Raw genomic sequence first — 25,725 nt, forward strand, 5'->3', positions numbered from 1 at the left:
ATGCCGGTGATCGCACTTGATGCGGCCATGAATCATCTGCGGGCTGACTCTGAAGACTTGGATCTTGTGCAAGCCCAGCTTGATGCGGCCGAGGAGGCGGCAATGAAGTTCCTGAATCGCCGCTTTTACCTGGATCAGGTCGCGCTCGACGCCGCCCGCACAGGTGTGCACGGCGCGCTGCAGGCGGCCAAGAGCGCGAATGCTGCGGCGACAGAGGTTGCTGAGGCGGAGCAAGACCACGCCCTGCGCTGCCGCCTGCTTGAGCACGCACGCCAGGCCCTGGCCGACGCATACGACCAGGCGGACGCCATCGCCTACGGCATGGTGCTCAACCCTGCGATCCAGGCTGCCTGCCTGCTGAAGCTGGGCCATCTGTTCGCCAATCGCGAGGAGGTGGTGACAGGAACCATCGCTGCCGAGCTGCCGCTGGCCTCGCAGCACTTGTTGATGCCGTATCGCATCCGGATGGGTGTCTGATGCGTGCCGGACCGATGCGACATCGCTGTATGCGCCGCGGCTTCATAGATGGCAAGGACGCCCTGGGTCAGCCCTCAAAGGTGTGGGGCGACTTAGGCATGATCTGGGCGGAAATCAACATCCCATCGGGGCGCATGTACGAGGCTGCGTCACAGATGCAGGTCACGGTCAGTGCTGAGATAAACATTCGGTACCGCAAGGACGTGATAGCCGGACAGCACCTGGTTCACCAAGAGGTTACCTACGAGATCATTGCCCCGCTGCCCACCAACCAGCGGGACATGCTCAAACTCATGTGCAAAACGGTGAAGCCAACATGAGCAATGGATCATTGACTGTCGTCGGCCTGGGTGATTTACAGGCCGACTTCGAGCGCTTGGCTAAAGCCACGGGCAACAAGATCGTGCGTGATGCCGTAATGGCTGGCGCCCGAGTTGCCAGGGACAAAGCTCGTGCCACGACGCCGGTTCGTACTGGCAAGCTCAAGAAGAACATCACAGCTGTGCGCCTGAAGCAGTCCGAGACGCCTGGCGGCGCCACAGCTGGCTTGCGCGTGAAGAAGCCCAACGGCAAGCAGTCCAAGGCCCTCAAGCGCCGCGGTAAGAAGGGCCGGACCTCCGCGACGGAATGGGAGGCACCGTTCTACTGGAAGTTCCTGGAATTTGGCACCTCCAAGATGCAGGCCCATCCGTTCATTCGGCCGGCCTGGGACGGGAGCCTGCCGGAAATCGAAGCGGCCGTGAGTGACAAGCTGGCCGAAGGCATCGACAACGCCACCGCGCGGTAATCCCATGATCGAGAAATCCCTGATCGACAGGCTGTCGCCTCTTGTCGATGGCCGCGTGTTTTTCGGCGTTGCCCCTGAGGGGGCGGCTCAGCCGCGCCTGGTGATCCAAACGGTCAGTGGCTCCACCGGATTCACCCTGGCCGGTTGGGACGGCTCCAGTGACTTAACCATTCAGCTCGCCGCATGGGGTGAAAGCTATTTGCAGGCGCTGACACTGGCCGGTGAAGCATTCAGTGCCATGACCATAGACGGCGAAGATTTCACCACTGGCGGCGCCGATCGCCTGCCGGACGAATTCGAAGATGACACCAAACTCTTCAGCGTGAGCTGGGAGTACACCCTGCAACCATAGGAGGCCCCATGGCCGCGCAGAACCCAACCAAAGCCAAGTTCGTGAAAACGCAGGGTACCCAGCTCAGCGTTTCCAAGACCACCACGCTAGACCCGGCCGCCGACGGCCTGGAGTACGCCGACCTGTCGGTAACGATCAAGCAGCCTCAGTTCCAGGGCGGCCAGTCGGACGAAATTGAGGTAACCACCCTGGCCAGCGAGGCCAAGGAGTTCACTGTTGGTCTGGCCGACAACGGTACCTTCAGCATGTCCGGCAACTGGAAAGCGGATGACGAAGCTCAGACCGTGCTGCGCACCGCGCGCGACGACGGCGAGCCGCGGGCATTCAAGTCGGTGTTCAAGGATGGTACGTCCTCGACGTTCCTCGGCCTGGTCACCCAGTTCACCTGGGATGCCGCGCCCAACGGCACCGTTAACGGTACCTTCAACGTGCGCATCACCGGCAGAGTCACCTTCACCGTCCCGCCGGTGACCCCGTAATGGCCCGCGCAAAGACTGCAGGCGCACAGGGCCTGCGAGCGATGGCGCTCGACCCGATCCGGAACTTCAAGCATGAATCGCTTGAGGTACCGGAATGGGATGGCGCGAAGGTCGTGGTGATGGCGTTGAGCGCTGGCGACTGGGCTGAGTACCGGCGCCGTGCTGCGGCAGCAGTGGCTGCGGCGCGTGCCGCTGCCGGACTCAGTGAGGCGCCAGATGAGAGTGCCGACGAAAACCCGGCTGCCCGCCTGGTCGATATCGATTCCTCGCCGCTGTACGCCTTCGTGCTGGCGCGCACCCTGCTGGACGAATCCCACTCCCGCATTTTTGGAGATGAGGATGTGCCGGTCGTGGCCAAGGCCTTCAGCCCTGTTCACGACCGGCTGGTGGGCAAGGCGTTCGAGCTGAGTGGTGTCGAGGCAGGCGCTGGCGCCCAGGACCCGGTTGACGCGGCGGGAAACGGCTAACGGAGGAGCCAGAGTTGGCCTTTATGCTGACTCTGGCCCTCCGGCTGGGCATGACTCTGCAGGATCTCAAGCAGTGCATGAGCGCCGAGGAGCTGTTCCTCTGGCAGGCCTACAACGAGGAGTCGCCGCTGAGTGACGCGCGCGGTGACATCCAGGCTGCGATCGTTGCTGCTTCGACACTGCAGGCCCAGGGCGCCAAGGTGACTCCGATGGACCTGCTTCCTCAATGGAAGACGGAAAAGCCAGCTTTTGAGCAGGCCCCGGAGGAAGGGGAAGAGCTGTTCAAGGCCTTCCTGATGACGAAAGCAGTAGAAAGCTAGAGCGGTGAGTTTTTTTCGTCATGGTGCATCATGGTAGATTCCCCGGTTTCCAAGGAGGAAGCATGAAGCGACTACTGTTTATTTTACCGCTGGCAATCTACGGCTGTGGAAATTCTGAGAGGCCTGACTCTGAGGTTGTTGTTGACGAGTCTGTTCTTTCTATCTACACGCGAGAAAGCTACCCACGAACTTATCAGCTGTGGGGCGACTCTGGCATTGAACGAATCAAGAGCGTTGAGCGATCTGCTTTGTTTAAGGCCGGTAAACAAACTCGATGCGACCAGGTGGAGTACGTTGGACTTTCGGAGAAGCTGAGCCGAGCGCCAGATAAAATCGTCGTGTATGCAGATTGTCGGAATCGATGGAGATATTACATCGATGAGGACAACGAGATTGTACAAAGTGAAAGAACCAAATAGCCCGCTTCGGCGGGCTTTTTAATGTCTGGAGAAAGGCATGGCAGGGCAAACTCTTCGCTCTCTGATCGTTAGTGTGTCCGCTGAGACCAGCGCTTATCAGCGCGAGATGGCCAAGGCCGGGCGAATGGGACAGAGCTATCTGCGGACCATAACGTCAGGAAATCGGGAATCAGTCAGTTCTTGGAGGTCTCAAGAAGCTGCGGTTCGCGCACAAAGTACGGCCATGCAGTCCCTGACATCGTCTGTCGGTGGCTATGCAAGTGCGATGGCAGGGGCGCTTGCAGTCGGAAATTTGATCCACCAGGCAGACAGTTGGAACCAGGTTAACGCAAGGCTTAAGCAGGCATCCACAAGTACCGAAGACTTTACTGTAAGCCAGAAAGCCTTGTTTGAGGTCAGCCAAAGAACTGGTACCGCCTTTGCCGACAACGCAAACCTGTTCAGCAGATCTTCCGCATCCATGCGCGAGTTCGGCTATTCCTCAAGCGACGTGCTCGGCGTAACAGAAGCCTTAGCGCTTGGCCTGCAGCTATCTGGAGCAGGCGCCGCAGAATCCTCCTCTGTGATTACCCAGTTTTCTCAAGCACTTGGCCAGGGAGTGCTGAGAGGCGAGGAATTCAACTCGGTCAACGAAAACGGCGATCGAGTGATACGAGCGCTGGCAACTGGGATGGGGGTTGCTCGGAAAGATTTGAAGGCGATGGCAGATCAAGGTCTGCTTACGATTGATAAAGTCGTCCCTGCTCTGATCAGCCAGCTAGGTGCGCTTCAGGGAGAGTTCAAGGATCTTCCTGGCTCGGTTGGCGGGGCCATAACAACAGTCAACAACTCCTTCCAGGCGTGGGCTGGCGGGTTGGATGGCACAACCGGTAGTACGAAAGTTTTAGCGGCAGCTATTACGTTAGTTGCTGAGAACATGGACGTTCTAGCCGCCTCGGCGCTCACTCTTGGAGCAGCATACGGCGGTAGGAAGATTCTCGACTTCACCAAGGATCTCTGGGATCAAATAACTGCAATTCGCAGCGCTCAATCCGCAGAAATTGGGCGTACCGCGGCTCAGCTTGACGCTGCTTCGATGGCAGTACGTCGCGCTGCTGCAGAGACGATTGCGGCGGAGGCGCAGGTTGCCGCTACCAGGTTCACCGATGCTCATGCGGCTGCACTTAGTCGGCTTAGGATCGCACGTCTAGCGGACGCTCAAGCGGCCGCCGCGCAAACGGCCGCCCAAGCGGCAAACAATTCTGCAACCTCGCTTGCTGCTCGCGCAGGCAGAGGCCTCTTCGCTGCCCTGGGGGGGCTCCCCGGGCTTGGCCTGACCATCGGCGCCGTCGCGGCGAGTTACCTGCTGTTTAGTGACAACAGCGAGAAGGCCAGGAAGGCCACCGTCGACCTCAAGCGTCCGGTTGAAGAGCTCCGCAAGGAGTTTGCAGAGCTCGGCAAAGAGCAGGCTCGCTACAAGCTGGACGGCGTCCTGCAGCAGCAAGCTGACGCCCAGGTGGCGGCACAGAAGGCGCTGCGGGAGATTCGCGCGTCGTCCCAGGCCAATGACAAATGGGGCGACACCTACGGGGCAAACCCATTCCAGCGCGACCACGCTGTCGCTCAGTTCAATCGACGTATTGCCGGTGGCCAGGACATTGATTCAGCCACCCAGCAGCTTGTCGCTGCCATCCGCCCGAACGAGGAGATGACGAAGGCCATCAACGCCTCCGCGGCTGCGTATGGGGAGGCAATCAAGGCCTCGGGCGATTACGGTGATGTGGCCAACATGCTGCGCGGTCGGCTGGATGACGTTGCCGCTGCTGCGGCTGGCGCAAACGCTGGGTTGAAGAACATGCCCGGCCCGGATCAGAAGACGGTCGACGGCTGGAACAGTTACACCAAGAACCTGGTGGAGCGCCTGCAATCTGTTCGCGACGGCGGCGATCTTCTGGGCGAAATCAACCGGCGGATCGAGCGCGAAGGGGTTGACCCGGGTACAGCTGAGGGCTGGCGAATCCTCGCTACTGCCATTCAAGGTTCGGAGGCGGCGGCCAAAGCATCCGAGGAGGCACAGCAGCGGGCCAAAAAAGCCTCCGAGGATATCCAGCGACAAGCCGAGCGTCTGAACGACGCCTACAAGCAGACCCTGGCCAACCTCACTCAACAGGTTGCGCTTTACGGCGAGACGACTGAGTTAGGTCGCCTTCGTTACGACCTGGCCAACGGCGAGTTGTCGCAGTTGAGCCAGCAGAACAAGCTGCGCCTGGAGGGCAAGGCGATAGAGCTGGATGCGTTGAATGCTCGCAAAGAATACGACGCGCTCATGAGCAGCTTGCAGTCGCAGGAGCAGGCACTGCTAGCGACTACCCGCGAGCGGATGAAGGTGCTGGAGACGGCCAACCGCGCCGGCACGCTCAATTCCGACCAGTACCGTGCGGGCGCCGACGCCATTTCGAAAGCGACGATTACCCAGGCGCCTGAGTATGGCGGGCTCGACGCGTCGGTTGCCGGTGCTTCTGGTGAACTGATCAAGATCGCCGAGGCCGAAGCGGCGCTGAAGAAATGGCACGATAAACAGCTATCACTCCAGGCCGAACTGCGTGACCAGATCCTTGCGGACCAGCAAAGCACCAACGAGCAGCGGCTGGCGGCCGAGCAGCAATACTTGGACCGAGTTGCCGACATCACTAGGACCAACAACGAGCGCCTGTCTGCCATTCAGGACTCGTACAAGGTCGCTGTCGTCAGCACCTTCAGCGAACTCTCGGGGCAGGCAGCGGATATGGTCGGCAAGATCGCTGGCGAGCAGTCTGGGGCTTACAAGGCTCTGTTCATCGCTCAGAAGGCCTTCGCTGTCGCCTCCATCATCATGAACGCGCAGATCGCTGCAGCGAAAGCGCCTGCCGAGTTGACTGTGCTCGGCGGTATTCCAGTGGGGGCCGCGCTGCTGGCTGCGGGCTACGCGAACGCCGGCATGGTGGCCGGTATGTCTCTGGCAGGGTTTTCGGAGGGTGGGTACACCGGCCCGGGCGGCAAGTTTGAGCCCAAGGGGGTGGTGCACGGCGGCGAGGTGGTGATTCGAAAGGAGGTCGTCGACCAGCCAGGGATGAAGGATTACCTGATCGGTTTGAACCGAACCGGCAAGCCTGGTTTTGCCAGCGGCGGATACGTCGGTAGCTCAGTATCGCCGGCGCTGGCGTCCTTTTCGCCATCTGGCGTGATTGGGGGTGGCGCCGCTGCCCCCCAAATCAACATCCACATCAAAGGCGATGGATCTGGTGGATCGGTATCTGCGCCCGATGGTTACGAGGCTATGGGCCAGGCGCTGCTCAATACTGTCCGCGAGGAAATGCCCAAGGTAGCGCGAGGCGTGATCATCCAGGAGAAAGGGCAAAACGGTCTGCTCGATCCAAGCAATCGGAGGAATGGGTAATGCCGGAAGTCTTCACCTGGTCGCCGCGCGTGGGTTCTAGCGGCGACGTGCAGCCCAATGTGCTGACGTCTCAGTACAACAACGGATACAGCCAGCGGCTTTCGGTTGGCATCAACAACCTGGCCGGGTCGTACCAGGTCTCATTTACCGGCACCGAAGCCTACCTGGCGCCGATCCTGGCATTTTTTTCCCGCCACAAGGGGGCTGTCAGCTTCCTGTGGAAGCCGCCTATGCAGGAGCAAGGGCGGTACATCACCACCGGAGGGTGGCAAACGGCAAGCCACGGCAAGGGCCGTTATACCCTGAGCACGACTTTCCAACAGGTATTCAGTCCATGAGGTGCGCATGATCACTGCTGATGACCAGAAGCTTGAGCCCGGCGACCTGATCCAGCTCTTGGAACTGGATGGCGAAGCCCGGGGCATGGGCATTCTGCGCTACCACGCGCACCAATTGAACGGCCCCATCTTTTGGAAGGGACAGATCTACCAGCCTCGGCCGTTTGAGGTCGGTGGCTTCGGGCGCGGCACCGAGGGCAACACCAGCACTCCGATGCTCAAGCTTGGGAACCTGGACGGCGTCATCACCGCTCTGTGTGTCCAGTTTCAGCACCTGGTGGGCATCAAGGTAACTGTCCGCGAGACTTACGCCAGGTATCTGGATGCGGCCAACTTCCCCGGAGGAAACCCGAACGCAGGGGATCAGGAGCGTCTGAACATTTCCTATATCAACGTGCCCACCAGTATCGGCCGGCAGGAGATTGTGTTTGGCCTTGCTCCGCCTACCTCGGTGAAAGGACAGATGCTGCCGGGCGGGCTGATCATGAATCGTTGTGAGTGGTGCCTGTGGGGCGAGTACCGCGGGCCCGACTGCAACTACACCGGCTCGGCGATGTTCGATGCTGACGGCAACCCGGTGGACGATCCAGCGCTTGATCGATGCGGTGGCCGGTTGAGCGATTGCAAGAAGCGCTTCGGCGAAAATAATCCACTGCCTTTTGGCGGCGTCCCTGGCGCTGGCCTGGTATGACCATGAACAAGACTTTGCTGAAAAAGGTCCAGGCACACGCTGAGGCCGAATTCCCGCGCGAGTGTTGCGGTGTTGTTATCCGCGAGAACGGAAGGCGCGTCTATGTGCCATGCCGAAATGATGCCCAGACGCCCAGCGAGCACTTCATCATCAACCCAGAGGACCAGTGCGCCGCCGAGGACCGGGGCGAAGTCGTCGAGATCGTGCACAGCCACCCGAACGCACTGGCAACCCCAAGCATGGCCGATCGCGTCAGTTGCGAGCTGCACGGCGTGCCATGGTTCATCCTGGGTTGGCCTGGCGGCGATACCGCAACTATCAAGCCTGAGGGCTATGAGGCACCACTACTGGAGCGTGAGTTTCACCACGGCATCCTCGATTGCTATGCCCTGGTACGCGACTGGTACGCCCGGGAATGGGGCATCGATCTGCCGAACTTCCCGCGGCGCGACGGCTGGTGGAACGATGGCGAAAGCCTCTACGAGCGGTATTGCGAGGAGGCTGGGTTCTACAGGGTAGGCGATTTGCGCAAGGGCGACCTGGTCGTCATGCAGATCGCCGCTCAAGGGGGCAGCATGCCGGCAGCCCCTAACCATGCCGGCGTCTACCTGGGTGATGGCTTACTTTCGAGCGTGCCCGGCCTACATGCCGCGCCCGGGACATTCCTGCACCACCGCTACGGCAAGAAATCTTCCCGCGACGTTTATGGCGGAATGTGGGCTGAGCGCACCGTGATGATTCTTCGCCACCAACGAGCACCGGAGGAAACCTGATGTCCATGCAAGTAGGCGCCCCGGCTTTGCCGGCCGTCGTATCAGTCCGGCTCTATGGTGTGCTGGGTGCCCGCTTCGGTCGGATTCACCACCTGGCGGTTGCTTCCTGCAGCGAAGCGATCCACGCGCTGTGTGTGATGGTACCGGGCTTCCGGCGGTTTCTGCGCTTAGGGCACGAGCGCGGCCTGGAGTTCGCTGTGTTCCGCGGTAAGCATAACGTCGCGGAAAACGAGCTTGAGATGCGCTCGAACCGCACCGATGACATCCGTATCGCTCCCATCGTAGTCGGCAGCAAGTCTGGCGGACTGTTCGCAACAATTGCTGGCGCTGCGCTGATCGTCATCGGCGCGATCACACAGCAGTATTGGCTGGCCGCAATCGGCGCCGGCTTGATGCTGGGTGGGGTGGCCATGAACATGGCTCCGTCGACAGCGGGCTTGCTGGGCGATGAGGGCGACGGCAACAAGTCGTCCTATGCATTTGGGGGCGCAGTGACTACCACGGCTCAAGGACGATGCAAGCCTCTGCTTTACGGCGAGCGCGACGTAGGTGGAGCCCTGGCCTCGGCCGGTATCTATGCCGAAGACCAGACTTGATTGAGTTGTTTGAACGAACCGCCTCCGGGCGGTTTTTTATTGCTCGGAGGAAAGCATGGGTTCAGCACTGAAGATTGGCGGAGCAAAGGGTGGCGAGAGCAAACCCCGGCAGCCATACAAGGCGCCCGATAGCGCGTTGTCGATCGCCACCGCCAAGATGCTCTACATCATCAGTGAAGGTGAGATTGCCGGGCCGGCCGACGATGCGCGTTCATTCAAGCTGGATGGCACGCCCTTGATCGCTCCGGACGGCTCCGAAGCGTTTCCCGGGACCACCTGGGAGTTTCGCTCGGGCTCGGTTGATCAAGAGCACATCGCGGGCTTTCCTGCCGCCGAATACGAACAATCGGCTGGCTTGCCGGTTGAGTTGCGATCGGACGTGGCATGGACGCGGGCGATCACCAACCGTGATCTGTCCGCTGTCCGGGTGCGTCTTTCGTGGCCGCAGATCTGGGAGGTGAAGACCAACGGTGACCAGGTCGGCTACCGCATCGATTACGCCATCGAGCTTTCCGTCGACGGAGGCGCTTTCAACACCGTACTGTCTGCCACCCTCGACGACAAGGGCACGACCGAATACGAGCGCAGCCACCGCGTCGATCTGCCCCAGGGCTTCAATACCGCCGTGCTGCGGGTGCGCCGGCTGACTCCAAACCGCAACGACAGCAATTTCGCCGATGTCATGCGGGTGAAGGCGCTCACGGAGGTTATCGACGCCAAGCTGCGCTACCCAAATCTCGCCCTGGCTGCGTTGCAATTCGATGCTTCCCAATTTTCCAACATCCCAAAATTCAGCCTTCTTTGCCGTGGCCGCATTATCAAGGTGCCGAACAACTACGACCCGGTCACACGCACCTATACCGGCAGCTGGGACGGCACGTTCAAGCTGGCGTATTCGAACAATCCGGCCTGGGTCTGGTACGACCTGCTGCTGCACCGCCGGTACGGCCTTGGCCGCCGAATCACGGCTGACATGGTGGACCGTTGGTCTCTGTATGAGATCGGCCGTTACTGCGACGTAATGGTGCCGGACGGGAAGGGCGGCATGCAGCCACGCATGACCACCAACGTCTACATCCAGGACCAAGTTGAGGGCTATGCCTTGCTGTCCGACCTGGCCAGCGTTTTCCGCGGTAGCAGCTGCTGGAACGGCTCGAAGGTCACCGTGATCGCCGATATTCCGGGAAATGACGACGGCTACGTGTTCACTCGTTCGAACATTGTCGGCGAGTTCGAATATGGCGCAATCGCGCTTCCCGACCGTCATACGCGAGCCAAGATCAGCTGGGACAACCCCGCCAACGAGTTCAAAACCGAGCCCACGGCCGTCACCAACGACGACATGATTGGCGTCCTGGGTCACCGCATGCTTGACGTGGCGCGGTTCGCTTGCACCGTTGAAGGCGAAGCGATTCGGCACGGCATATGGGCCTTGAAGTCCGAACAGTACGAGACGTGGACCGTCAGGTTCACCACCGGCATGGAAGGTCGGAACATCGAGCCAGGCCAAATCATCGGCGTCGCGGATGAGCTGCTGTCTGGACGGGCCAACGGCGGGCGTATCTCCGCCGCCACTGCGCGGGTCATCACGCTTGACTTCGACGCTCAGGTGCAACCAGAGGACCGACTCATAGTTAACCTGCCTAGCGGGAAGGCAGAAGGACGGATCGTGAAATCGGTCGCCGGGCGCCAAGTCACCGTCATGGCGGACTACTCGGAACTGCCAGAGCCTGAAAGCGCTTGGTCGATTGAGAGCGCTGACCTTGGCGTCATGCGCTTCCGGGTGAACACCATTGAGCCGAAAGGTATGCACCAGTGGGAAATCACCGGCGTGCAACACGAGCCAGACAAGTTCGATGCAATTGACCACGGAGCGCGAGTTGACCCTCAACCGATTACCGTCTTGCCACCTGGTGTCATTGAGCCGCCAGAGAGCGTCGCAATCACCTCGCGCAGCGTTGTCTCGCAGGGCATTGCGGTTACCACGATGCGGATTTCCTGGCCGGCGGTGAAGGGCGCTGTTGCGTACGACGTAGAGTGGAGGAAGGATAACGGCAGCTGGCTGCGCCTGCCGCGCACAGGCACGCTGGGCGCCGAGGTCGAAGGGATCTATTCCGGGGTTTACCAGGCAAGAGTGAGTGCTGTCAGCGTGATGGACGTGTCGTCTGTCTTCGCCATGAGCGCCCTGGTCGATTTGAAGGGCAAAGAAGGTCTACCGCCTGCAGTTGCATTCCTCACCACGACACCACTGGTATACGGGACTCGCCTGCGTTGGGGCTTCCCGGCTGGCGCCGAAGACACCGAGCGGACCGAGATCTGGCGGAGCGCGACGACCAGTCGCAACGACGCCACCAAACTCGGCGATTTCACCTATCCGCAGGCTGAACACGAAATCCACGGCCTTGCCGCGGGCGTTTCCTTCTTCTACTGGGCGCGCCTGGTGGATCGGAGCGGGAATGTCGGTCCATGGTATCCAACTGGTGTCGGGGTGAACGGCCAATCCAGCAGCGACCAATCGGAATACGAGGAGTACTTCAAGGACAAGATCACCAATGGCGCTCTGTATCCCGCGCTGAGGCAAGAGATCGGACTGATCTCGGGCCCGCCAACGCTGGACGGTTCTGTGGCGCAGCGATTGGCAGCCGAAGCTACGGCGCGCACCCAGGCGATCGACGCAGAGGCGGCGGCGCGTGCTCAAGGCCTGCTGGCCGAGGCCCAGGCGCGCGGCACTGCCATCACCAGCGAGGCGCAGACTCGCCAATCGGCCGATGCCGCCCTGGGCCAGCGCATTGATACTGTCACTGCCTCAGTAGGTGGTAACGCTGCTGCCATCCAGTCGGAGATCACAGCGCGCACCAATGCGGACACGGCTCTGGGGCAGCGGATCGACACTGTGGCGGCCAGCAGCGCGGCCAACTCGTCGGCAATCAGCAACGAGACCACGGCGCGAACCAACGCGGACGCGGCCCTGGCTTCGCAGATTGCAACGATCCGGGCCGAGTCTGGAGGGTTCGATACTGCCCTGAACTACAGCTTCGCTTCGACCGTAGAAGGCTGGTCGGGCACCCGCTGCAGCCTGGCTGTGGAGAACGGGCGTTTGATCGTCACCAACACTGACATCAGCGCCTACCTCAACAGCCCAGTTGTGTCGATCAACGGGCGCGATCATGACCGCGTTCGCTGCAGGATCACTCGCCGAGCCGGTACCGGCTGGAACGGGCAGATCACTTACGTGACAGCAAACCATGCCTCGAGCACGTCGTACCGGAAAGTCATCCCGGACCCGGGCCTAGCGGTCGGTCAGAGCATGGTGTTGGAGTGGGACATGTCGCAGCTGACTGCCGGCGGGTCCGACTGGTCGGACAGCACGATCACCAGGTTTTACCTGTGGCTCAGCTCGGTGGCGGGTGATGTGTTCGAGATCGACTGGATCGCCCTGGGCCAAATCGCGCCATCGGCGTCCGTGGCCTCGGTTGTGGATGAGCGTACCGCCCGGATCAGTGGTGATGAGGCGAATGCCTCGGCCATCCTGGGCCTGAGCAGCAGCTTGCAGACCACAAACGGTAATGTGACGGCTGCGCAGCAGGCTGCCCAGGCGGCATCCGACAAGGCCGGCGGCAAAGGGGAGGTGATCTACAGTAGCACCGAGCCGGCAACGGACAAGCGCCTGGCGCAGAACCTGTGGATTGATACCACGGGGGCGGCGAACACGCCGAAGCGCTGGACCGGATCCGCCTGGGTTGCGGTTACCGACAAGGTGGCCACCGATGCCGCGGCTGCTGCCGCTAGCGCGCTCGCTCAAGTTGCTTCCAAAGCTGACGCCTCTGCCCTGCAGGCGTTGCAAACCACCGTCACCAACCAAGGCAACACGCTGACCGCCCAAGGCACCTCGATCACTCAGATCAAGGCCTCCATCGGCCAGCAACCAGACAACCTGATCCTGCGGGGCAGTTTCGAGGACGGCCTGGTAGATCCTTGGAGCGGTGATGCCCGGATCACCAACATCTCGGCGCATCCCTCAGCCGGCAAGGGCGTTTCGTTCTATACGAACAGCTTTTGCGGGATAGCGGCAAACGTGCTGACCGCAGGAGGCGAGCAGTTCGATCTGTCGGCCGATATCTGGCCGAGCTACATGACGTCTGGTCAAACCACCCGGTTGCAGATGCAGTTCTTCGACAAAGCAGGAACCAACCTGGGCTATTTCAACGCTTTCTCGGTGGTAGCTTCGGCGACAGGGTTCAAATCCTACGCAGGTCGCATCACTGCGCCGGCAGGAGCAGTGTCGGCCAGGTTTGTAACCCGCACGGAGCCAGCAGACGGCACCGGACGCTCGCTATGGTGCAACATCGTGGCGCGCCGGGTCACGGCTGCTGATACTGCCAACGCGGACGCAATCAGTACGATCGGCGCGAGCGTAACCCAGCAAGGCAACACACTGACCAGTCAGGGCCAGGCGCTCACCCAGCTCCAGAGCAGTGTCGGCAGCATTGGCGGGAGCGGGGCCAACCTGTTGAGTGACGAATACAGTTGGTTAACCTCGACCACGCTGCCGGCGCTGATCTCTTCTTCCGTTGTGACGAAGGCTGGCGTAGCAGTTCCTGAGGCTGACTCCGGCTTTGGCTATCAGGTGGGCGGCATTCCCACTGCAGGGCATTTCCTGATGCTCAGTCCGACCAACAATGCAGCCGGCTATAACGTAAGGATTGAGCCAGGCGTTTACTTGGTATCGATGTACGTACGAGGCAGCGCGGCAGGATCTATGCGGGCTTCGCTGTTTGATGGCACAGGACGGATTTCAGGGGATGTTCCGTACACTACGACCAGGACCAGAATCACCCTGCCGATCACGATCACCGACAGCACTCGTGCGGCTATCACGCTGTATCCGAACCGCACAGGCGTGGCCGATCTGACGTTGGTTATCGATTCGGTGATGATCGAAAAACGAATCGGGGAGAGCAACACCCCGTCGCCGTTTGTTGCCGGGCCCAGCGCTCGAGCAGTCGGCGGTCAGGCTACAGCGATCAGCCAGATGGACACGGTTGTGAAGCAGCAGGGCACGGCGATAGCTGCGCAGGCCAGTCGCCTGGATGGGCTGTATGTCCAGGTGAACCCGGAAATGGAAGGGGACAGCACCGGCCTAGCCGGTGCAACGGGTGGGCTGGTGGGTGTGTGGACGGAACAGTCGGCCCGGATCGAGGACGGTATTGCCATCGGACGGCAGGTCGAGACGGTTCAGGCGCAGATGGGCCAGACCAATGCGTCGGTCCAGCAGGTCAGCGAGGTCATGGCTGACATAAATGGCAGGGTGTCGGCTCAAACCACGCTGAAGGTCGAGACCAACCAGGGCGGGCGCAAGGTCGTCTCGGGCATCGCGATCGGCAGTAATGGGGAGGAGGGCGAAATCCTGCTGATGGCTCAGCGGCTGGCGATTATCGACAGCTTGAATGGCCAGACGATCCTGCCGTTCGTGGTCGAAGGCGGACAGGTCTTCATCAACCAGGCGGTGATTAATACCGCGTTCATCCAGCAGATTGTGGCCGGTATGACCATTCGGTCTGCTGCGCTGAACGCCCAGGGCCTGCCGCTGCTGGAGATCAACTTTGCAGCGGGTACGTTCACGCTAAGGGGGCAGGATGCCAACGGTTCGACGCTGCTCAATAACGGCGGCCTGTACGTCTACGACGCCAATGGCATCGAGCGTACGGCAGTGGGGAGGCTTACCTGATGGCTGATTTGTATGGGCTCCGGACGAGGGATGCGGCCGGGGCCATTACGCTGGACACAACGATCACCTCCGTGCGCTCGTTGAAAATGATGCAGGTCGCTGGCAATGGCGCGTTCGATCAGTACATCACGATTCCTGAGATTCAGGCCCAGTCATTTGTGGTGGTCGATGCGCTGTATGACGGGGGAGAAAACACAAGCAGTCCTCAAGCATGGTACTCCACGGGGCAACTGCAACTGCGGCAACCCTACACCCAGACCTGGCAGGTGATGATTCTGTCGATGGGTGGCGAGCCGTTCGCTGCTCCCGGTTCTTATGGCATCCGCGCTTCGAACAACAACATCCGAACGCAGATCGATTCAATCAACCAGGTGCTAACGGTTCGTTACAACGGCAGGTTCAACATTGGCTTCCAAGGACCTGGTAGCCGGAACCAGATTCAATGGGCAGATGTGAACTTTGCTGCGCCGATCACCACGTATGAAAGACCCATGATCTTTCTGAATGCCGATGACTACATGATGGTCGGTAACTTTTCGGTGAAAGGTAGCCCGGGTAACTGGACCGGATTCAGGCTGAAAGCCTGGAACAACCAAAGCGGGCATGGAGAGGCTGCCCTTTATCCGATGATGATCAACTGGTTCTGCGCGAGTTACATGGTGCCGGATGCAGCCCCGGAGCAATACGGAGCCTCGGTCCGGGACGCTGCAGGTAACCGGACATTTGTCACCACCGCTAACCTGGCGCTGCTCAATGGCCAGCCTGCGTCCAACTCCTTTGTTGTGGCGGGTGACCCTCTGACAGGGGGCTCGTGGTATGCGCCCAGCAATCAAATGCCTTGGACCGGTAGTTACCAAGATTATGTTCTGGCGAATGCATTGTTTTCTATAACCAACATTGGACAAACATCACAACCATTCCGCGCCAATTTTGGCGGCTTTCTGCCTGGAAACCGATCTGTGTTGCAGATGTATTGCGACAACGGATCGGGGATCAACCCGCTCACAGCCAACGGACGAACGCTGTTCGCCTCTAGGCCAATGAAGCCGTTTTAAGGAATCACTATGGCAAAACAAACCATCAATCTCGGCACCGCTCCCAGCGGCGCGGGCGGGGATGACCGCCGTAGCGCCTGGTTGAAGGCTATCAACAACTTCAACGAGCTCTACACCGCGTTGGGTGCGCCCGCAAACGGGGCCATTCCGGCTGGTATCGCCGCAGCAGCCCCTATCATCGGTGACCCCGCAGCCGGCGCGCTGATGCGGGCCGGCTCCAATGCCAACGGCTACTACTTCCAGTTCAACAGCGGCTTACTCATCTGCCTGGCGACGTTCACCGGGTACAGCGCAAACGTTCTGAGAACTGTGAATTGGCCCTTCGCCTTCTTGGCTGGCACCAACGTTGGCGTATCTGCTTCGAACACGCCTATTGCGGGTTATGACAACTCTTCTCCAACGTTTTGGGGGACGCCCACCCAAGGCCTTTTCATTTCCAGTCTGACCCGCGCGCAGAACGTTGTAACGCTCACTGCCACCGGCTTTTGGAAATAGGACTGCTCATGATCATCAAACTTGCCCCTCAGGAAATGCACCCGCCGCGGCAGCTTGCTGTTTGGAAAAACGGCGAGCAGCTGAACATCAACGGCTTGACGATTGACCTAGCCAGCCTGGTGGAGGGGGCTTCGCTGCCGGCCAACGCTATAGGCTCGGCATGGGTAGCCGGGCCCATCCAGCGTGTTGGCGGACAGGTGGTGCTGACTCTTTTCCTGCCGAACAGTCCTGAGTCGACCGAGGCCGAGCGCTTCCCCCGCGACCTGGTGGATGTTCCCGACGGGCGTGTCGCTCTGCCCGGCAAGGCAGCCGAGGAACATTTCCCGACCCTTGGCTTCGCTCAGATTGACTGGAGCCTAATGCAGACGCGGGCCCGGCAGGCTGAGGCGCTGGCGCTTGCCACCATTGCGCAGCTCCGCAGCGAGGCTGATCAGGCCGTGGTGCCATTGACCGATGCTGTGGCCCTGGGGATGGCCAGCGAGGCGGAGGCGGAAAAGCTCACGGATTGGCAACGGTTCCGCGTTCTGCTTAACCGAGTGCCAGAGCAGGCCGGCTGGCCAAGTGAAATTGATTGGCCGGAACTGCCGGCCTGATTCAACGGTACACCCAAACTCAACCGCCACCCGGCGGTCTTTTTTTGCCTGGGGAAAACACATGCCTTTCATCGTCATCAACAGCAGCAACAACTTTGACCCGATCCACCAGAACGAGTACGCGACCGAGCAGGTGGCGGATGCCGCAGCCCGCAAACTGCTGGAGGAGCAGCCAGCTGCGATCGTGCGCACCGCCCAGGTAATCAAGCGTTACTCCGCCAAGGTCACCGTGTCCGTGGAGGAAGTTGAAGGTCAACCAGTACAGGAGGTCACTGAATGACTACTCCCCGCGGCATCCGCAACAACAACCCCGGCAATATCGATTTCAACCCGCGTAATGCCTGGCAGGGCCAGCTCGGCCTGGAGGAGGGCGTTGCCAAGCCACGCTTTGCGCGCTTCGACCAAGCGGAGAATGGCATCCGGGCCTTGGGCAAGCTGCTGCTGAACTACCGGGGCAAGGATGGTATGCCCGGGGTTGGTCGCCCAGGCATCGACACCCCGCTGGAATTCATCAGCCGCTGGGCGCCGTCCAGCGAGAACAACACCCTGGCCTACGCGCAGGCCATTGCCAAGCGCCTCGGGGTTGGCGTGCGCGACTCCATCGACATCTCCAAGCCGCAGGTGCTGCGCGAGGCCGTGGTCGGCATCATCGTTCACGAGAACGGCGGCAACCCCTACAAGGCCGGAGTGATCGATGAGGGTATCCGGCGGGCCTTGGCATGATGCCGCTACCCGTGGAGGGCGGCCGCTTGGTCGCCGTACTGATGGGGGCAGTGCTGCTATTAGGTGCGGGCGGTGTCGGCGGCACCTGGCTGACGTCCGGCCATTACCGGCCGCTGCTGGATCAGGCCAATAAGCAGGCGGCGACCTGTGTTGCTGCCCGGGACAACCTCAGCGGGCTGGCAGCAGAGCAGGGCAAGGCGCTGGGTGACTTGGCACTTGCTGCCAATGAGCGACAGGCCGGCGCTGAGAAGGCAGTGGGCGAAGCCAAGGCCAGTGCAGACCTCGACTACGCAGCAGCGAACCGCTTGCAGCAGGAGCGCACCGGTGGCGACCAGTGTGCTGCCGCCACCTCAATCATCGACAAGGAGCTTGGTTTATGAGGATGCCGTTGATCGTATGCGCGCTGGCGCTGGCTGGGTGCGGCGGCCGGGTTGAACCGCAGGTGCAGTACGTGCGCATCGAGGTGCCGGTGCAGGTGCCGTGTCTGGCGCCGGAGGTTGCGGTACCGCCATGGGCCGCCGCCGGCCTGCGCAAGAGTGATAGCTTGGAAGTGAAGGTCCGGGCGCTCCTAGCTGAGAGGAGGCAGAGGATCGGGTACGAGAGGGAGCTGGAAGCGGCAGCCGATAGCTGTCGTTGATGGAGCGCGGTAAGATGAGCCGCCCCCTGCCCGCCAGCAGGGGGTGTGGCTCCAGCCTTAGGCTCTTACTTTGGCCAGCACGAAGCTAGCACAGAGCACCAGTACTGTAGCGGTTACTGGACCGACACCAGCAGCACAGAGTGCCGCTGCTGCTGCACCGAACGCATAAATGCGCTGGGCGAGAGCCTCTGAACCGTTCAGATCGGCAATACTCATCGTATTTCCTCCCAGAACTGCCACCCCAGTCCCTTACAGCGGTTGGTAGGGAGGTGGCTGGCTCAGACTGCGCCGCTATCTTTGTGTTTACCAGACACAGGGCACGGCACCCAACCGGTTCAAGGGCGCCGCCGGTGAATGCCGAGGGCGTCGAGATGTGGCGCATCATGCCCAAGATACGTGGTGCCGTCTAGTGGCGTTTTGCCTGGCTGGCTCTGGGGGAATTATGGGGGAATTGATACCCCCAATGGTGTGGAGTCCTGCTGTGTCGTGCTGTGTTGAAGTGGTTGATTTTATTGGGTTTTACAAAAATCGCTAAAAAAATATGAGATCGAAAACGGATTCGAAATCCGTTGTACTGGCAACAGTACCTATGGTTCAAATCCTTATCTCTCCGCCATACATCGAGAGGCCCCGCAGATATAGGTCTGCGGGGCTTTTTCGTTCTGGGGCAGGAAAATGATCTGCTACTTCACGCGTGTTGCCTTTGTTGCTTCTCCCAGCGCGTGCTTCAGAACCTGAGCATCGTTGGTCTTCAAGGCTTCCTGCAGGAATGCACTGACCGTCTCGGGGCTATCGAGAAAACGAGATGCTTCGAAGCGTTTCGTGTTGCTCAAATCCAGATCGAGAATCGGCATATCGTCGCTCATTTCTTCATCATCCCCAATTCAGCATCATCCAGCAGCGCCTTGGCCATTGCGCTGAGGTAATGCGAAGCCCAGATCAGTTTCTGGTCGCCGTCCATCAGGCCGGTGATGATCAGGTCGCGGACGTAGCCCATCAGTTCGGATGCTTGCTCGCGGGCGTCCTGGCAGGGGATGCCGGGTTCGATGCGGAACAGCGGGTGGGTGCTGTTTTCGCCTTGGTAGAAGCAGGTTTTGCCGACTGTGGTGGGTTCTTTGGTGTTGTCGGTGGGCATTGTTTTTTACTCCCTGAAATCCTGGTTGTCTGGGCTGGCCTCTTCGCGGGCATGCCCGCTCCCACAGGTTCTGTGCAGTGCTTGAGGGCAGTGAATACCCTGTGGGAGCGGGCGAGCCCGCGAAGAGGCCGGGCCTGCTAGTGCAAGGTGTACGGCTCGCTAGGCAAATGCGGCCGCATCTGCAATTGCATCAATGCCGACTCGACCAGCCCCTGTACCGCCTCCATTTCATGGATCACGGCCTGCATCACGATCGAACTGTGGGCAGTGGGCTTGAGCTGCACGGATTGGCGGGCCACGGACAGGGCGCAGAGTACGTACTCTGAGGACTGGACCAGGGTGTCTTGCAATGCCTGGGTGGAATCGAGGGAGTAGGGTGGATCGGGGACCATCTTGCGCATATACATCTCCAGGATCATTGGAGCTGCCGCAAGCTTGCTGTCAAACAAGAGGGTGGCAGCTGTACATGGGTTGACAGACCGAGGATCCCGGAGCAACTCGGCGCACCACGAGGGTGCCCCACATACAGCCGCCATAAACAGCGCACGTGTGCGGGAAATCGTCGGCCTGTCAAAGCCGGTCGTTGATTTTGCAACGACAAAGCCGAGACTAGAGCGCGACATAATCCGTCGCAAGCGCTTAAGCGGTTTGGCAGTATGTTTGGGAAACGGCCTACAAGGAAGGGGATATTTCCGAGCTTTTGTTGTAGGGCAGGGGCCGCTTGCCGGCGATGGCCTGCGAAGTAGGCCTGTTGTAGAGCAGTTCCTTCGCAACATTTTGTCTTGAACTGCCATTGGCACCTTGCGCTACAATGCGCTCCTCTAATACGCCACTCACGCCCAGACCAAACGCCGTAATGACTACGCGCGCTGGGCGATGACCTTTTTCTGACATGGATTCGTTGGATGCTTCGCGCCGTACTGGTCTCCCTCTACGCCCTTCGCTGGACGGCTGAATTGTCGTCTGCAGCCAGTGCTGCACCCTCTCTGAAATCCCCGCACAACGTCGAATGCTGCCGCCAGGCCCTGGCTGTGGTATGCGGCTGTGCGCCCCACCGAAAATGGAGTGCTCCACTTGCGTAAGAAATTCGTCGCGTCCCTCTTGGCGGTTGCCATCGCCTCTACCACGGCCTGTGCACAGCTCGGGATCAGCAAAGAGCAAGCGGGCACCGTGATCGGTGGCCTGGCCGGTGTGGCCATCGGCTCGACCATGGGCAGCGGCAACGGCAAGATCGCCGCGGCCCTGATTGCAGGTGGCATCGGTGCCTACGTGGGCAACCGCATCGGCCACATGCTGGATGAGAAGGACCAGCAGGCCCTGGCGCTGCGCACCCAGGAAGTGTTGAGCCAACAGCAGACCACCGCCAGCGCCCAGCCAGTGACCTGGACATCCGACCACTCGGGCGCTACCGCGCAGATCGTGCCGGGCAAGGAATACACCCAGACCAAGAAGGTTGAGGTCAAGCGCGCGCCGAAGATCCAGGCAGTGCCGTCGATGAAGCTGATCAACGAACCCTATGTGACCATCAGCGACAACCTGAACGTGCGCGCGGCGCCTAACCAGAACGGTGAAAAGGTTGGCAGCCTGAAGAACCACACCGAGTTCACCGCCGTCGGCTCCACGGGTGACTGGATCCTGGTCGGCCGCAAGGGCGTGACTGTTGGCTATGTGCACAAGAACTACGTCGAACCGAAGGCGCAGGCAGTTGCCAAGCGCGTAACGCCGGCAGTGAACCTGGACGAACTGGACGTAGCCGCCAGCAAGGAAACCCAAGGCTTCGACCTGGACTCGGTGCAGTCGCTGCCGACCGAAACCGTCGCTGCCGAAGCGGCCTGCCGCCCGGTCACGGTCAACCTGAAGTCGCAAAGCGGCAAGACCGAGCAAGAGCAGAACACCTTCTGCAAACAAGCCAACGGCACCTGGGAACTGATCTGAGGAACTCCATGAAAAAGCATGCGCTCGCGCTGGCTGTGATCGGCGCTTGTGGTCTGGTACCGCAGGCGTTCGCCCATGAGCTGGCCTTCTCGAAGAAAGAAAACATCAAGGTCGAAGTACCTGGGGACGCCACCACCTGGTGCAAACCCGAGGTCGAGCTGACCATCACCCGTCCGGCCTGGGACAACCAGGAGCTGCTATCGGGCTTGCTGACCAAGCTGCCGTTCGTGTTCGCCAAGGACTGCTCGACCGCCAAGGTGAGCTGGAAAGCCGTGGACGCCAAAGGCAACCTCTACGCCAGCGGTTCGGGCAATGCCAGCAACCTGGGCCTGGTGACCCTGGCCGCCGCGCCTGCCGCCGTCGCTGCTGCCCCGGCACCCGCTCCGGCTGCGCCAGCCCCGGCACCTGCACCGGCAGAAGCCCCGGCTGCCGTTGCTCCAGCCCCAACCCCAGCCTCAGCGCCTGAGCCAGCTCCTGCGGTAGTCGAATCGACACCTGCGAAAGTAGAAGCAGCCCCTGCTGCAGTGCCAGCTCCAGCCGTTGCCGCAGAGCCCGCACCAGCACCGGCAGCCGAAACCCCGGCCGCATCGCCTGCCGCTCCGCCCGTCGCAGCCCCTGCCGCCGCAGTAGCCGCAGCCCCCACCTCGGACTTCGGTCGCGCCGTGGTCCTGGAGAACCGCAACCTGATGCAGGTAACGGACGGTTCCGGCTGCAAATGGGTACTCAGCCGCGAGATCATCAGCAACGGTGACACCCTGTCGTTCGGCACCACCCCGGCCATGCCGTGCCCGGCGTCCGGTTTTGGCGAAGGCAACTTCGAAAAAATCAGCTGGAAGGCCGTGGGCACTTACCGTGGGGATAACTGGAGCCGCGTATACGTTCACCCGAGCGGCTTGATCTTCAACAAGGTCTTCGAGCCTGCGGTCAAGGACAAGGCCGTTTCCTACCTCACGGCAGACGCTGGCCAGGCCGCATTCCTGGTGGGCGAGATCCCTAGCCGGCAGATGAAGGTGTACCTGGCCTTCACCCGTGGCAGCTACGGCGTGCTCCGTCCGTTCGGCAGCGACCCTTACTACGTGGCAGTAACCCCGGACGAGTCGTTCGCCCTGGACGCAGCCAAGTACAAGGAAGCTGCGCTGGAAATCTTTGACCTGATCAAGACCACCTCGCCGACCACCACCGACGTGGCCAACCTGCTCATCGTCAAAGACATTTCGGCGATCACGAACAACATGTGGGGCAACGACGCGCAGAAAATCACCCGCAACCGCATCGGCATCAATCGCCAAGGCCTGTTCTTCGATGTGCGCGATGGCGTGAACTGGGCCGTTCAGCGTGAGGAGCAGCGGGTGCGTGAGGCGCGCCGGCGTCAACAGGAACTGGCCAGCGTCCACACCCGCGTACTGGAGCGTTACCAGCAGTTGCAAGACGGCATGAGCGAGTTCAAAGGGCGCGAAACCGAAGCCCTGGCACAAATGGCCGGCATCAAAGTGCGTTTCGCTTCGCCGCTGGAACAGCAAAACCCGGCAACCTCGGCCCGCGTGGCGCCGATGATGGTCCACGTCACCGGCAAGCAGGGCGACTTCTACGCCATCGACTTCCCGAGCAAGGGCCGCCTGGTGGCGGACGAGGAATACAGCGAAGGCTGGTACGTGGCCCAAGTGGCCAACGCCACGCCGTACTACCCGCTGGACGATGGCCGCGCCGTGCCCACTTACCGTGCCTATAACGCGGGCGAGCCCCAGGCGTGCAAGCAGGACAAGTGTGCCGATCTCGTGTCGTTCGGCGCCGTGCTGGCCAAGGAATTCCCTAACGCCGGTATCGATTTCAGCTGGACCCCCGAGGTCTCCCAAAAGTACGTGAACGACTGGAACAACGCTTCCGCCATGGTCCAGTGAGGCAAAAACCATGATCAAACAGATGAACAAGAAGCAGCTGCTGATTGGCGGTGTGGCCGCAGCGGTGCTGGTGCTCGGCGGTGGCTACGCGATGCTGTCCAGCTCGGGCAAGAAGGCTGCGATGGCCTACTACGACGACTTCAAGGAGCGCTACTTCCTTGAGGACGTGCTGTCTGAAGGTGATATTTCCTACTCGGCGTTCTCTGGCAACCTGACTGTCGCCGACCCCGAGATCCGCGTGGCGGCCGCGCAGACCAACGGTGCCCAGCAATTCATGCGTGGCCTGTCGGGCCTGATGGAGTCGGTTCGCGGTAGCTCGGCGGAGGAAGGCCTGGCCGGTTGGGCCAAGTACCAACTCAACGCCAGCGGCAATGTTGCAGGCGTCTACCTGAAGGCCGATGCGCTGAAGCTGGCGCACGAGGGTGACAGCAAGGACGGCACGATCCACATCCAGCTGCTTGGGATGCAGATGGGCAACCCTTTCGTTGCCAGCAAGGGCGCTGAAGTGGTGCTGGTGTCTGATGTCAGCGACGAGATCCAGCCGCGTGCCGAACTGGCCGCCAATGGCCGGGCCACCCAGTCGAACTTCGACTGGGGTAGTAACATGGTTGTGCGTCAGCCAATGACCGGCGCGTTTTTGGTCAGTAGCACGGGGGAATTCGGCACCACGGTAGACGTGGACTTCACCCTCAAGCGCTCCAGTGACGGCGAGGGCTCGATGGCGTTCGTCGTGACCCACCGTAACGATGGCTCCAAGGTGGGTGAGATCGTGCGCAAGGCCGAGTTCCAGTCGCTGCCGGAGCTCGACGATGTCGAAACCCAGCTCAAGAGTGCGTTGAGCGCCATGCTGATCGGGGCCTACAGCACGTACACCGGTCAGGCTGTACTGGCCGAGGCGGTGAGTGGTTTTGCACGCAAGGCCAAGGTGGAGAACTACAGCGTGAGCTACAGCGGCTTCAAACCGCTGAAAGAGGCTTACAGCGACTACCAGCAGAATGTACCGAAGGCGAAGTTCGCCGCCTTCTGTGAACAGGTCGGGTTGTCTACGTGGAGCAGTGATTTTGGTGCCAAGGGCAAGAACCACAGCGACTCGGAGTGTGCCATCGGGCAGAAGCTGGTCGAGGATGGCAAGTTTGAAGAGCAGTACACCTTCAAGGAAGGCAAGAGCCTGTTTGCGGCGTTGTTCGTGAGCAAGGCGTATGAGCTGGAAACCAATTGACCGGTTGATCGCTGATAAACAAAGCCCCCGGCAACGATGAGTTGCCGGGGGCTTTTTCAATTCTGCGAGTCAGAGGTTTCAGCGCATCGCCGCCAGCTTGATGCCGAACCCTACCAGGCAAGCCCCCGCCAGCCGCTCGAACATATTGGTAATGCGCGGGTTGGCGCGCATGCGTTCGGCCAGCCGGTGGGTCAGCACCACGGCGATCAACCCGTACAGGAACGTGATCACCGCCACCGTTGCCGCCATGAAGCCGAACGTCACCAACCCCTGATGCTTCACCGGGTCGATGAATAATGGGAAGAACGCCATGTAGAACATGATCGCCTTGGGGTTGAGCAGGGTGATCAGCATGGTCTGGCGCAGGTATTGGCCGTTGTCCATGCGGCTGGTGCGCGGCGCGTCACCCGGTTTGCTCAACAGCATGCGCAGGCCCAGGTAGGCGAGGTACGCGGCGCCGGCCGATTGCACGATGTGGAAGGCCGCAGGGTAGGTGGCCAGCAAGGTGGCGACGCCAGCTACCGCTAGCCACAACAGGACTTGGTCACCGACGATCACCCCACAGGTCGCGGCCAGGCCTGCCTTGATGCCGCCCTTGCCGGTGGCAGTGATCAGGGCAAAATTGCCCGGGCCCGGGATGGCCAGAAGAATGATGAAGGCGATGACGAATGCGCCGTAGTCGGTGACGCCGAGCATGGTGAACTCCTGTAGAGCAGTGCAAAGGCAGAGTCATGACTATCGTCGCCAACAGCGTGCTTTACAACCTGTTGTTGCACATTCGCAATCCATCATTGCCAAGCACGACTTGGATCCAATGCCTGTTTTCTGTATCATCCCGCCGCCATCAGACGATGGTCGAAGATGATTCATTTAAAGGACTTTGTAATGAAAAAGCTGTTCAAGGCCACCGTAGCCGTTGCTGTAGTTTCGGGTGTTGCCCTGCTGTCGGGTTGCACTGGCCAGGTTTACAACCAGCCGAAAAACTGCACCTACGACTACCTGTTCCACCCTTCGGTTTCCATCTCCAAGATCATCGGTGGCTGCGGCCCGATCGATAAACTGCCTCAGCAGCAGTAATCTTGGCGGTACCCTGATCGCGACGCTTGCGGCGTGATCCAAGGCCCCCGGTCATGTAGATGGCCGGGGGTTTTTGTTTTTGGCGTGACAATCTGCCACTGGGGCAACCCGTCGTC

The 25,725-nt window shown here is 60.6% G+C and carries 29 protein-coding genes and 1 pseudogene; 25 read left to right on the forward strand and 5 right to left on the reverse strand.

Features of this window, described 5'->3' with window-relative positions:
- The 21 genes from D8767_RS08090 to D8767_RS08195 all read left to right on the forward strand — a co-directional run bounded on the left by D8767_RS08090 (position 1) and on the right by D8767_RS08195 (position 18,345).
- Entirely contained in the window at positions 1–477 is a 477-nt protein-coding gene (locus D8767_RS08090) for a head-tail connector protein (protein ID WP_102059539.1), read from the forward strand.
- Positions 477–797, forward strand: coding sequence for a phage head closure protein (locus D8767_RS08095; RefSeq protein WP_232859869.1), 321 nt, complete (start codon positions 477–479; stop codon positions 795–797). The genes D8767_RS08090 and D8767_RS08095 overlap by 1 nt, the downstream gene beginning before the upstream one ends.
- The gene (locus tag D8767_RS08100; protein WP_102059540.1) at positions 794–1,264 is read left to right on the forward strand and encodes an HK97-gp10 family putative phage morphogenesis protein; all 471 of its coding nucleotides are present in this window, start codon (positions 794–796) and stop codon (positions 1,262–1,264) included. The genes D8767_RS08095 and D8767_RS08100 overlap by 4 nt, the downstream gene beginning before the upstream one ends.
- 4 nt (positions 1,265–1,268) lie before the next feature.
- Entirely contained in the window at positions 1,269–1,616 is a 348-nt protein-coding gene (locus tag D8767_RS08105) for a DUF3168 domain-containing protein (RefSeq protein WP_100413831.1), read from the forward strand.
- 8 nt (positions 1,617–1,624) lie between these two features.
- On the forward strand, positions 1,625–2,095 hold the full coding sequence (locus tag D8767_RS08110) for a phage tail tube protein (protein WP_100413832.1): 471 nt from the start codon (positions 1,625–1,627) through the stop codon (positions 2,093–2,095).
- On the forward strand, positions 2,095–2,562 hold the full coding sequence (locus D8767_RS08115; protein ID WP_100413833.1) for a phage tail assembly chaperone: 468 nt from the start codon (positions 2,095–2,097) through the stop codon (positions 2,560–2,562). The genes D8767_RS08110 and D8767_RS08115 overlap by 1 nt, the downstream gene beginning before the upstream one ends.
- A 14-nt stretch (positions 2,563–2,576) precedes the next feature.
- Positions 2,577–2,882 carry a DUF4035 domain-containing protein gene (locus D8767_RS08120; protein ID WP_202982206.1) on the forward strand — a complete coding sequence of 102 codons (306 nt, stop codon included), beginning with the start codon at positions 2,577–2,579 and terminating at the stop codon, positions 2,880–2,882.
- Positions 2,883–2,944: 62 nt separating this feature from the next.
- Positions 2,945–3,301: a hypothetical protein gene (locus tag D8767_RS08125; RefSeq protein ID WP_121757750.1), complete on the forward strand. Its 357-nt coding sequence runs from the start codon at positions 2,945–2,947 to the stop codon at positions 3,299–3,301.
- A gap of 223 nt (positions 3,302–3,524) precedes the next feature.
- Complete coding sequence (locus tag D8767_RS08130; RefSeq protein WP_162998282.1) at positions 3,525–6,716, forward strand: tape measure protein; 3,192 nt, start codon at positions 3,525–3,527, stop codon at positions 6,714–6,716.
- Positions 6,716–7,054, forward strand: coding sequence for a phage tail protein (locus D8767_RS08135; RefSeq protein ID WP_100413835.1), 339 nt, complete (start codon positions 6,716–6,718; stop codon positions 7,052–7,054). Before D8767_RS08130 ends, D8767_RS08135 begins: the two co-directional genes overlap by 1 nt.
- A 7-nt stretch (positions 7,055–7,061) precedes the next feature.
- Positions 7,062–7,745 carry a phage minor tail protein L gene (locus D8767_RS08140; protein ID WP_100413836.1) on the forward strand — a complete coding sequence of 228 codons (684 nt, stop codon included), beginning with the start codon at positions 7,062–7,064 and terminating at the stop codon, positions 7,743–7,745.
- Positions 7,742–8,518, forward strand: coding sequence for a C40 family peptidase (locus D8767_RS08145; protein ID WP_162998281.1), 777 nt, complete (start codon positions 7,742–7,744; stop codon positions 8,516–8,518). The genes D8767_RS08140 and D8767_RS08145 overlap by 4 nt, the downstream gene beginning before the upstream one ends.
- Positions 8,518–9,114: a tail assembly protein gene (locus D8767_RS08150; RefSeq protein ID WP_232859868.1), complete on the forward strand. Its 597-nt coding sequence runs from the start codon at positions 8,518–8,520 to the stop codon at positions 9,112–9,114. Before D8767_RS08145 ends, D8767_RS08150 begins: the two co-directional genes overlap by 1 nt.
- Before the next feature lie 55 nt (positions 9,115–9,169).
- Positions 9,170–14,842 carry a DUF1983 domain-containing protein gene (locus tag D8767_RS29125; protein WP_232859867.1) on the forward strand — a complete coding sequence of 1,891 codons (5,673 nt, stop codon included), beginning with the start codon at positions 9,170–9,172 and terminating at the stop codon, positions 14,840–14,842.
- Positions 14,842–15,897 (forward strand): hypothetical protein, encoded by a 1,056-nt coding sequence (locus D8767_RS08165; RefSeq protein WP_121757748.1) that lies wholly within the window; start codon positions 14,842–14,844, stop codon positions 15,895–15,897. Before D8767_RS29125 ends, D8767_RS08165 begins: the two co-directional genes overlap by 1 nt.
- A gap of 9 nt (positions 15,898–15,906) precedes the next feature.
- A complete protein-coding gene (locus tag D8767_RS08170) occupies positions 15,907–16,392 on the forward strand; it encodes a hypothetical protein (RefSeq protein ID WP_121757747.1) in 486 nt (161 codons plus the stop codon).
- 8 nt (positions 16,393–16,400) lie between these two features.
- Positions 16,401–16,985, forward strand: coding sequence for a tail fiber assembly protein (locus tag D8767_RS08175; protein ID WP_121757746.1), 585 nt, complete (start codon positions 16,401–16,403; stop codon positions 16,983–16,985).
- Positions 16,986–17,046: 61 nt separating this feature from the next.
- The gene (locus tag D8767_RS08180; protein ID WP_121757745.1) at positions 17,047–17,265 is read left to right on the forward strand and encodes a hypothetical protein; all 219 of its coding nucleotides are present in this window, start codon (positions 17,047–17,049) and stop codon (positions 17,263–17,265) included.
- Positions 17,262–17,708, forward strand: coding sequence for a structural protein P5 (locus tag D8767_RS08185; RefSeq protein WP_121757744.1), 447 nt, complete (start codon positions 17,262–17,264; stop codon positions 17,706–17,708). The genes D8767_RS08180 and D8767_RS08185 overlap by 4 nt, the downstream gene beginning before the upstream one ends.
- Positions 17,705–18,088, forward strand: a complete 384-nt coding sequence (locus D8767_RS08190) for a hypothetical protein (RefSeq protein ID WP_121757743.1) — start codon at positions 17,705–17,707, stop codon at positions 18,086–18,088. Before D8767_RS08185 ends, D8767_RS08190 begins: the two co-directional genes overlap by 4 nt.
- The gene (locus D8767_RS08195; protein ID WP_121757742.1) at positions 18,085–18,345 is read left to right on the forward strand and encodes a hypothetical protein; all 261 of its coding nucleotides are present in this window, start codon (positions 18,085–18,087) and stop codon (positions 18,343–18,345) included. The genes D8767_RS08190 and D8767_RS08195 overlap by 4 nt, the downstream gene beginning before the upstream one ends.
- A 57-nt stretch (positions 18,346–18,402) precedes the next feature.
- Here D8767_RS08195 and D8767_RS28660 read toward each other — a convergent pair whose 3' ends face one another.
- The 4 genes and pseudogenes from D8767_RS28660 to D8767_RS08210 all read right to left on the reverse strand — a co-directional run bounded on the left by D8767_RS28660 (position 18,403) and on the right by D8767_RS08210 (position 19,881).
- A complete protein-coding gene (locus tag D8767_RS28660; RefSeq protein ID WP_162998280.1) occupies positions 18,403–18,561 on the reverse strand; it encodes a hypothetical protein in 159 nt (52 codons plus the stop codon).
- Positions 18,562–19,034: 473 nt separating this feature from the next.
- A pseudogene (locus tag D8767_RS08200) lies at positions 19,035–19,211 on the reverse strand (putative addiction module antidote protein); the annotation flags it as partial.
- Entirely contained in the window at positions 19,208–19,480 is a 273-nt protein-coding gene (locus tag D8767_RS08205) for a DUF3077 domain-containing protein (RefSeq protein ID WP_016711970.1), read from the reverse strand. The gene D8767_RS08205 and the pseudogene D8767_RS08200, both read right to left, overlap by 4 nt.
- A 137-nt stretch (positions 19,481–19,617) precedes the next feature.
- Complete coding sequence (locus D8767_RS08210; protein WP_029380217.1) at positions 19,618–19,881, reverse strand: hypothetical protein; 264 nt, start codon at positions 19,879–19,881, stop codon at positions 19,618–19,620.
- A 673-nt stretch (positions 19,882–20,554) separates the two neighbouring features.
- Here D8767_RS08210 and D8767_RS08220 point away from each other — a divergent pair.
- From D8767_RS08220 to D8767_RS08230, 3 genes are read left to right on the forward strand one after another with little or no spacing between them, the layout of a single operon-like run.
- On the forward strand, positions 20,555–21,415 hold the full coding sequence (locus tag D8767_RS08220) for an SH3 domain-containing protein (protein WP_016711968.1): 861 nt from the start codon (positions 20,555–20,557) through the stop codon (positions 21,413–21,415).
- An 8-nt stretch (positions 21,416–21,423) separates the two neighbouring features.
- Entirely contained in the window at positions 21,424–23,313 is a 1,890-nt protein-coding gene (locus D8767_RS08225; RefSeq protein ID WP_016711967.1) for a hypothetical protein, read from the forward strand.
- A 10-nt stretch (positions 23,314–23,323) separates the two neighbouring features.
- On the forward strand, positions 23,324–24,532 hold the full coding sequence (locus D8767_RS08230) for a hypothetical protein (RefSeq protein WP_016711966.1): 1,209 nt from the start codon (positions 23,324–23,326) through the stop codon (positions 24,530–24,532).
- Positions 24,533–24,610: 78 nt separating this feature from the next.
- Here D8767_RS08230 and D8767_RS08235 read toward each other — a convergent pair whose 3' ends face one another.
- Positions 24,611–25,228, reverse strand: coding sequence for a LysE family transporter (locus D8767_RS08235; RefSeq protein WP_121757741.1), 618 nt, complete (start codon positions 25,226–25,228; stop codon positions 24,611–24,613).
- A 189-nt stretch (positions 25,229–25,417) separates the two neighbouring features.
- Between D8767_RS08235 and D8767_RS08240 the strand changes: the two genes are divergently transcribed.
- Positions 25,418–25,609, forward strand: coding sequence for a YhfL family protein (locus D8767_RS08240; protein WP_003254720.1), 192 nt, complete (start codon positions 25,418–25,420; stop codon positions 25,607–25,609).
- Positions 25,610–25,725: the final 116 nt, after the last annotated feature.

Source organism: Pseudomonas sp. LTGT-11-2Z, from assembly GCF_003691445.1.
In the GTDB taxonomy this organism is placed as follows: Bacteria; Pseudomonadota; Gammaproteobacteria; order Pseudomonadales; family Pseudomonadaceae; genus Aquipseudomonas; species Aquipseudomonas monteilii.

What these genes read in the sequence shown, in the direction of transcription:
- D8767_RS08090 (WP_102059539.1), top strand. Translation starts at nt 1, where the DNA reads ATGCCGGTGATCGCACTTGATGCGGCCATGAATCATCTGCGGGCTGAC.
- D8767_RS08095 (WP_232859869.1), top strand. Translation starts at nt 477, where the DNA reads ATGCGTGCCGGACCGATGCGACATCGCTGTATGCGCCGCGGCTTCATA.
- D8767_RS08100 (WP_102059540.1), top strand. Translation starts at nt 794, where the DNA reads ATGAGCAATGGATCATTGACTGTCGTCGGCCTGGGTGATTTACAGGCC.
- D8767_RS08105 (WP_100413831.1), top strand. Translation starts at nt 1,269, where the DNA reads ATGATCGAGAAATCCCTGATCGACAGGCTGTCGCCTCTTGTCGATGGC.
- D8767_RS08110 (WP_100413832.1), top strand. Translation starts at nt 1,625, where the DNA reads ATGGCCGCGCAGAACCCAACCAAAGCCAAGTTCGTGAAAACGCAGGGT.
- D8767_RS08115 (WP_100413833.1), top strand. Translation starts at nt 2,095, where the DNA reads ATGGCCCGCGCAAAGACTGCAGGCGCACAGGGCCTGCGAGCGATGGCG.
- D8767_RS08125 (WP_121757750.1), top strand. Translation starts at nt 2,945, where the DNA reads ATGAAGCGACTACTGTTTATTTTACCGCTGGCAATCTACGGCTGTGGA.
- D8767_RS08130 (WP_162998282.1), top strand. Translation starts at nt 3,525, where the DNA reads ATGCAGTCCCTGACATCGTCTGTCGGTGGCTATGCAAGTGCGATGGCA.
- D8767_RS08135 (WP_100413835.1), top strand. Translation starts at nt 6,716, where the DNA reads ATGCCGGAAGTCTTCACCTGGTCGCCGCGCGTGGGTTCTAGCGGCGAC.
- D8767_RS08140 (WP_100413836.1), top strand. Translation starts at nt 7,062, where the DNA reads ATGATCACTGCTGATGACCAGAAGCTTGAGCCCGGCGACCTGATCCAG.
- D8767_RS08145 (WP_162998281.1), top strand. Translation starts at nt 7,742, where the DNA reads ATGACCATGAACAAGACTTTGCTGAAAAAGGTCCAGGCACACGCTGAG.
- D8767_RS08150 (WP_232859868.1), top strand. Translation starts at nt 8,518, where the DNA reads ATGTCCATGCAAGTAGGCGCCCCGGCTTTGCCGGCCGTCGTATCAGTC.
- D8767_RS29125 (WP_232859867.1), top strand. Translation starts at nt 9,170, where the DNA reads ATGGGTTCAGCACTGAAGATTGGCGGAGCAAAGGGTGGCGAGAGCAAA.
- D8767_RS08165 (WP_121757748.1), top strand. Translation starts at nt 14,842, where the DNA reads ATGGCTGATTTGTATGGGCTCCGGACGAGGGATGCGGCCGGGGCCATT.
- D8767_RS08170 (WP_121757747.1), top strand. Translation starts at nt 15,907, where the DNA reads ATGGCAAAACAAACCATCAATCTCGGCACCGCTCCCAGCGGCGCGGGC.
- D8767_RS08175 (WP_121757746.1), top strand. Translation starts at nt 16,401, where the DNA reads ATGATCATCAAACTTGCCCCTCAGGAAATGCACCCGCCGCGGCAGCTT.
- D8767_RS08180 (WP_121757745.1), top strand. Translation starts at nt 17,047, where the DNA reads ATGCCTTTCATCGTCATCAACAGCAGCAACAACTTTGACCCGATCCAC.
- D8767_RS08185 (WP_121757744.1), top strand. Translation starts at nt 17,262, where the DNA reads ATGACTACTCCCCGCGGCATCCGCAACAACAACCCCGGCAATATCGAT.
- D8767_RS08190 (WP_121757743.1), top strand. Translation starts at nt 17,705, where the DNA reads ATGATGCCGCTACCCGTGGAGGGCGGCCGCTTGGTCGCCGTACTGATG.
- D8767_RS08195 (WP_121757742.1), top strand. Translation starts at nt 18,085, where the DNA reads ATGAGGATGCCGTTGATCGTATGCGCGCTGGCGCTGGCTGGGTGCGGC.
- D8767_RS28660 (WP_162998280.1), bottom strand. Translation starts at nt 18,561, where the DNA reads ATGAGTATTGCCGATCTGAACGGTTCAGAGGCTCTCGCCCAGCGCATT.
- D8767_RS08205 (WP_016711970.1), bottom strand. Translation starts at nt 19,480, where the DNA reads ATGCCCACCGACAACACCAAAGAACCCACCACAGTCGGCAAAACCTGC.
- D8767_RS08210 (WP_029380217.1), bottom strand. Translation starts at nt 19,881, where the DNA reads ATGCGCAAGATGGTCCCCGATCCACCCTACTCCCTCGATTCCACCCAG.
- D8767_RS08225 (WP_016711967.1), top strand. Translation starts at nt 21,424, where the DNA reads ATGAAAAAGCATGCGCTCGCGCTGGCTGTGATCGGCGCTTGTGGTCTG.
- D8767_RS08230 (WP_016711966.1), top strand. Translation starts at nt 23,324, where the DNA reads ATGATCAAACAGATGAACAAGAAGCAGCTGCTGATTGGCGGTGTGGCC.
- D8767_RS08235 (WP_121757741.1), bottom strand. Translation starts at nt 25,228, where the DNA reads ATGCTCGGCGTCACCGACTACGGCGCATTCGTCATCGCCTTCATCATT.
- D8767_RS08240 (WP_003254720.1), top strand. Translation starts at nt 25,418, where the DNA reads ATGAAAAAGCTGTTCAAGGCCACCGTAGCCGTTGCTGTAGTTTCGGGT.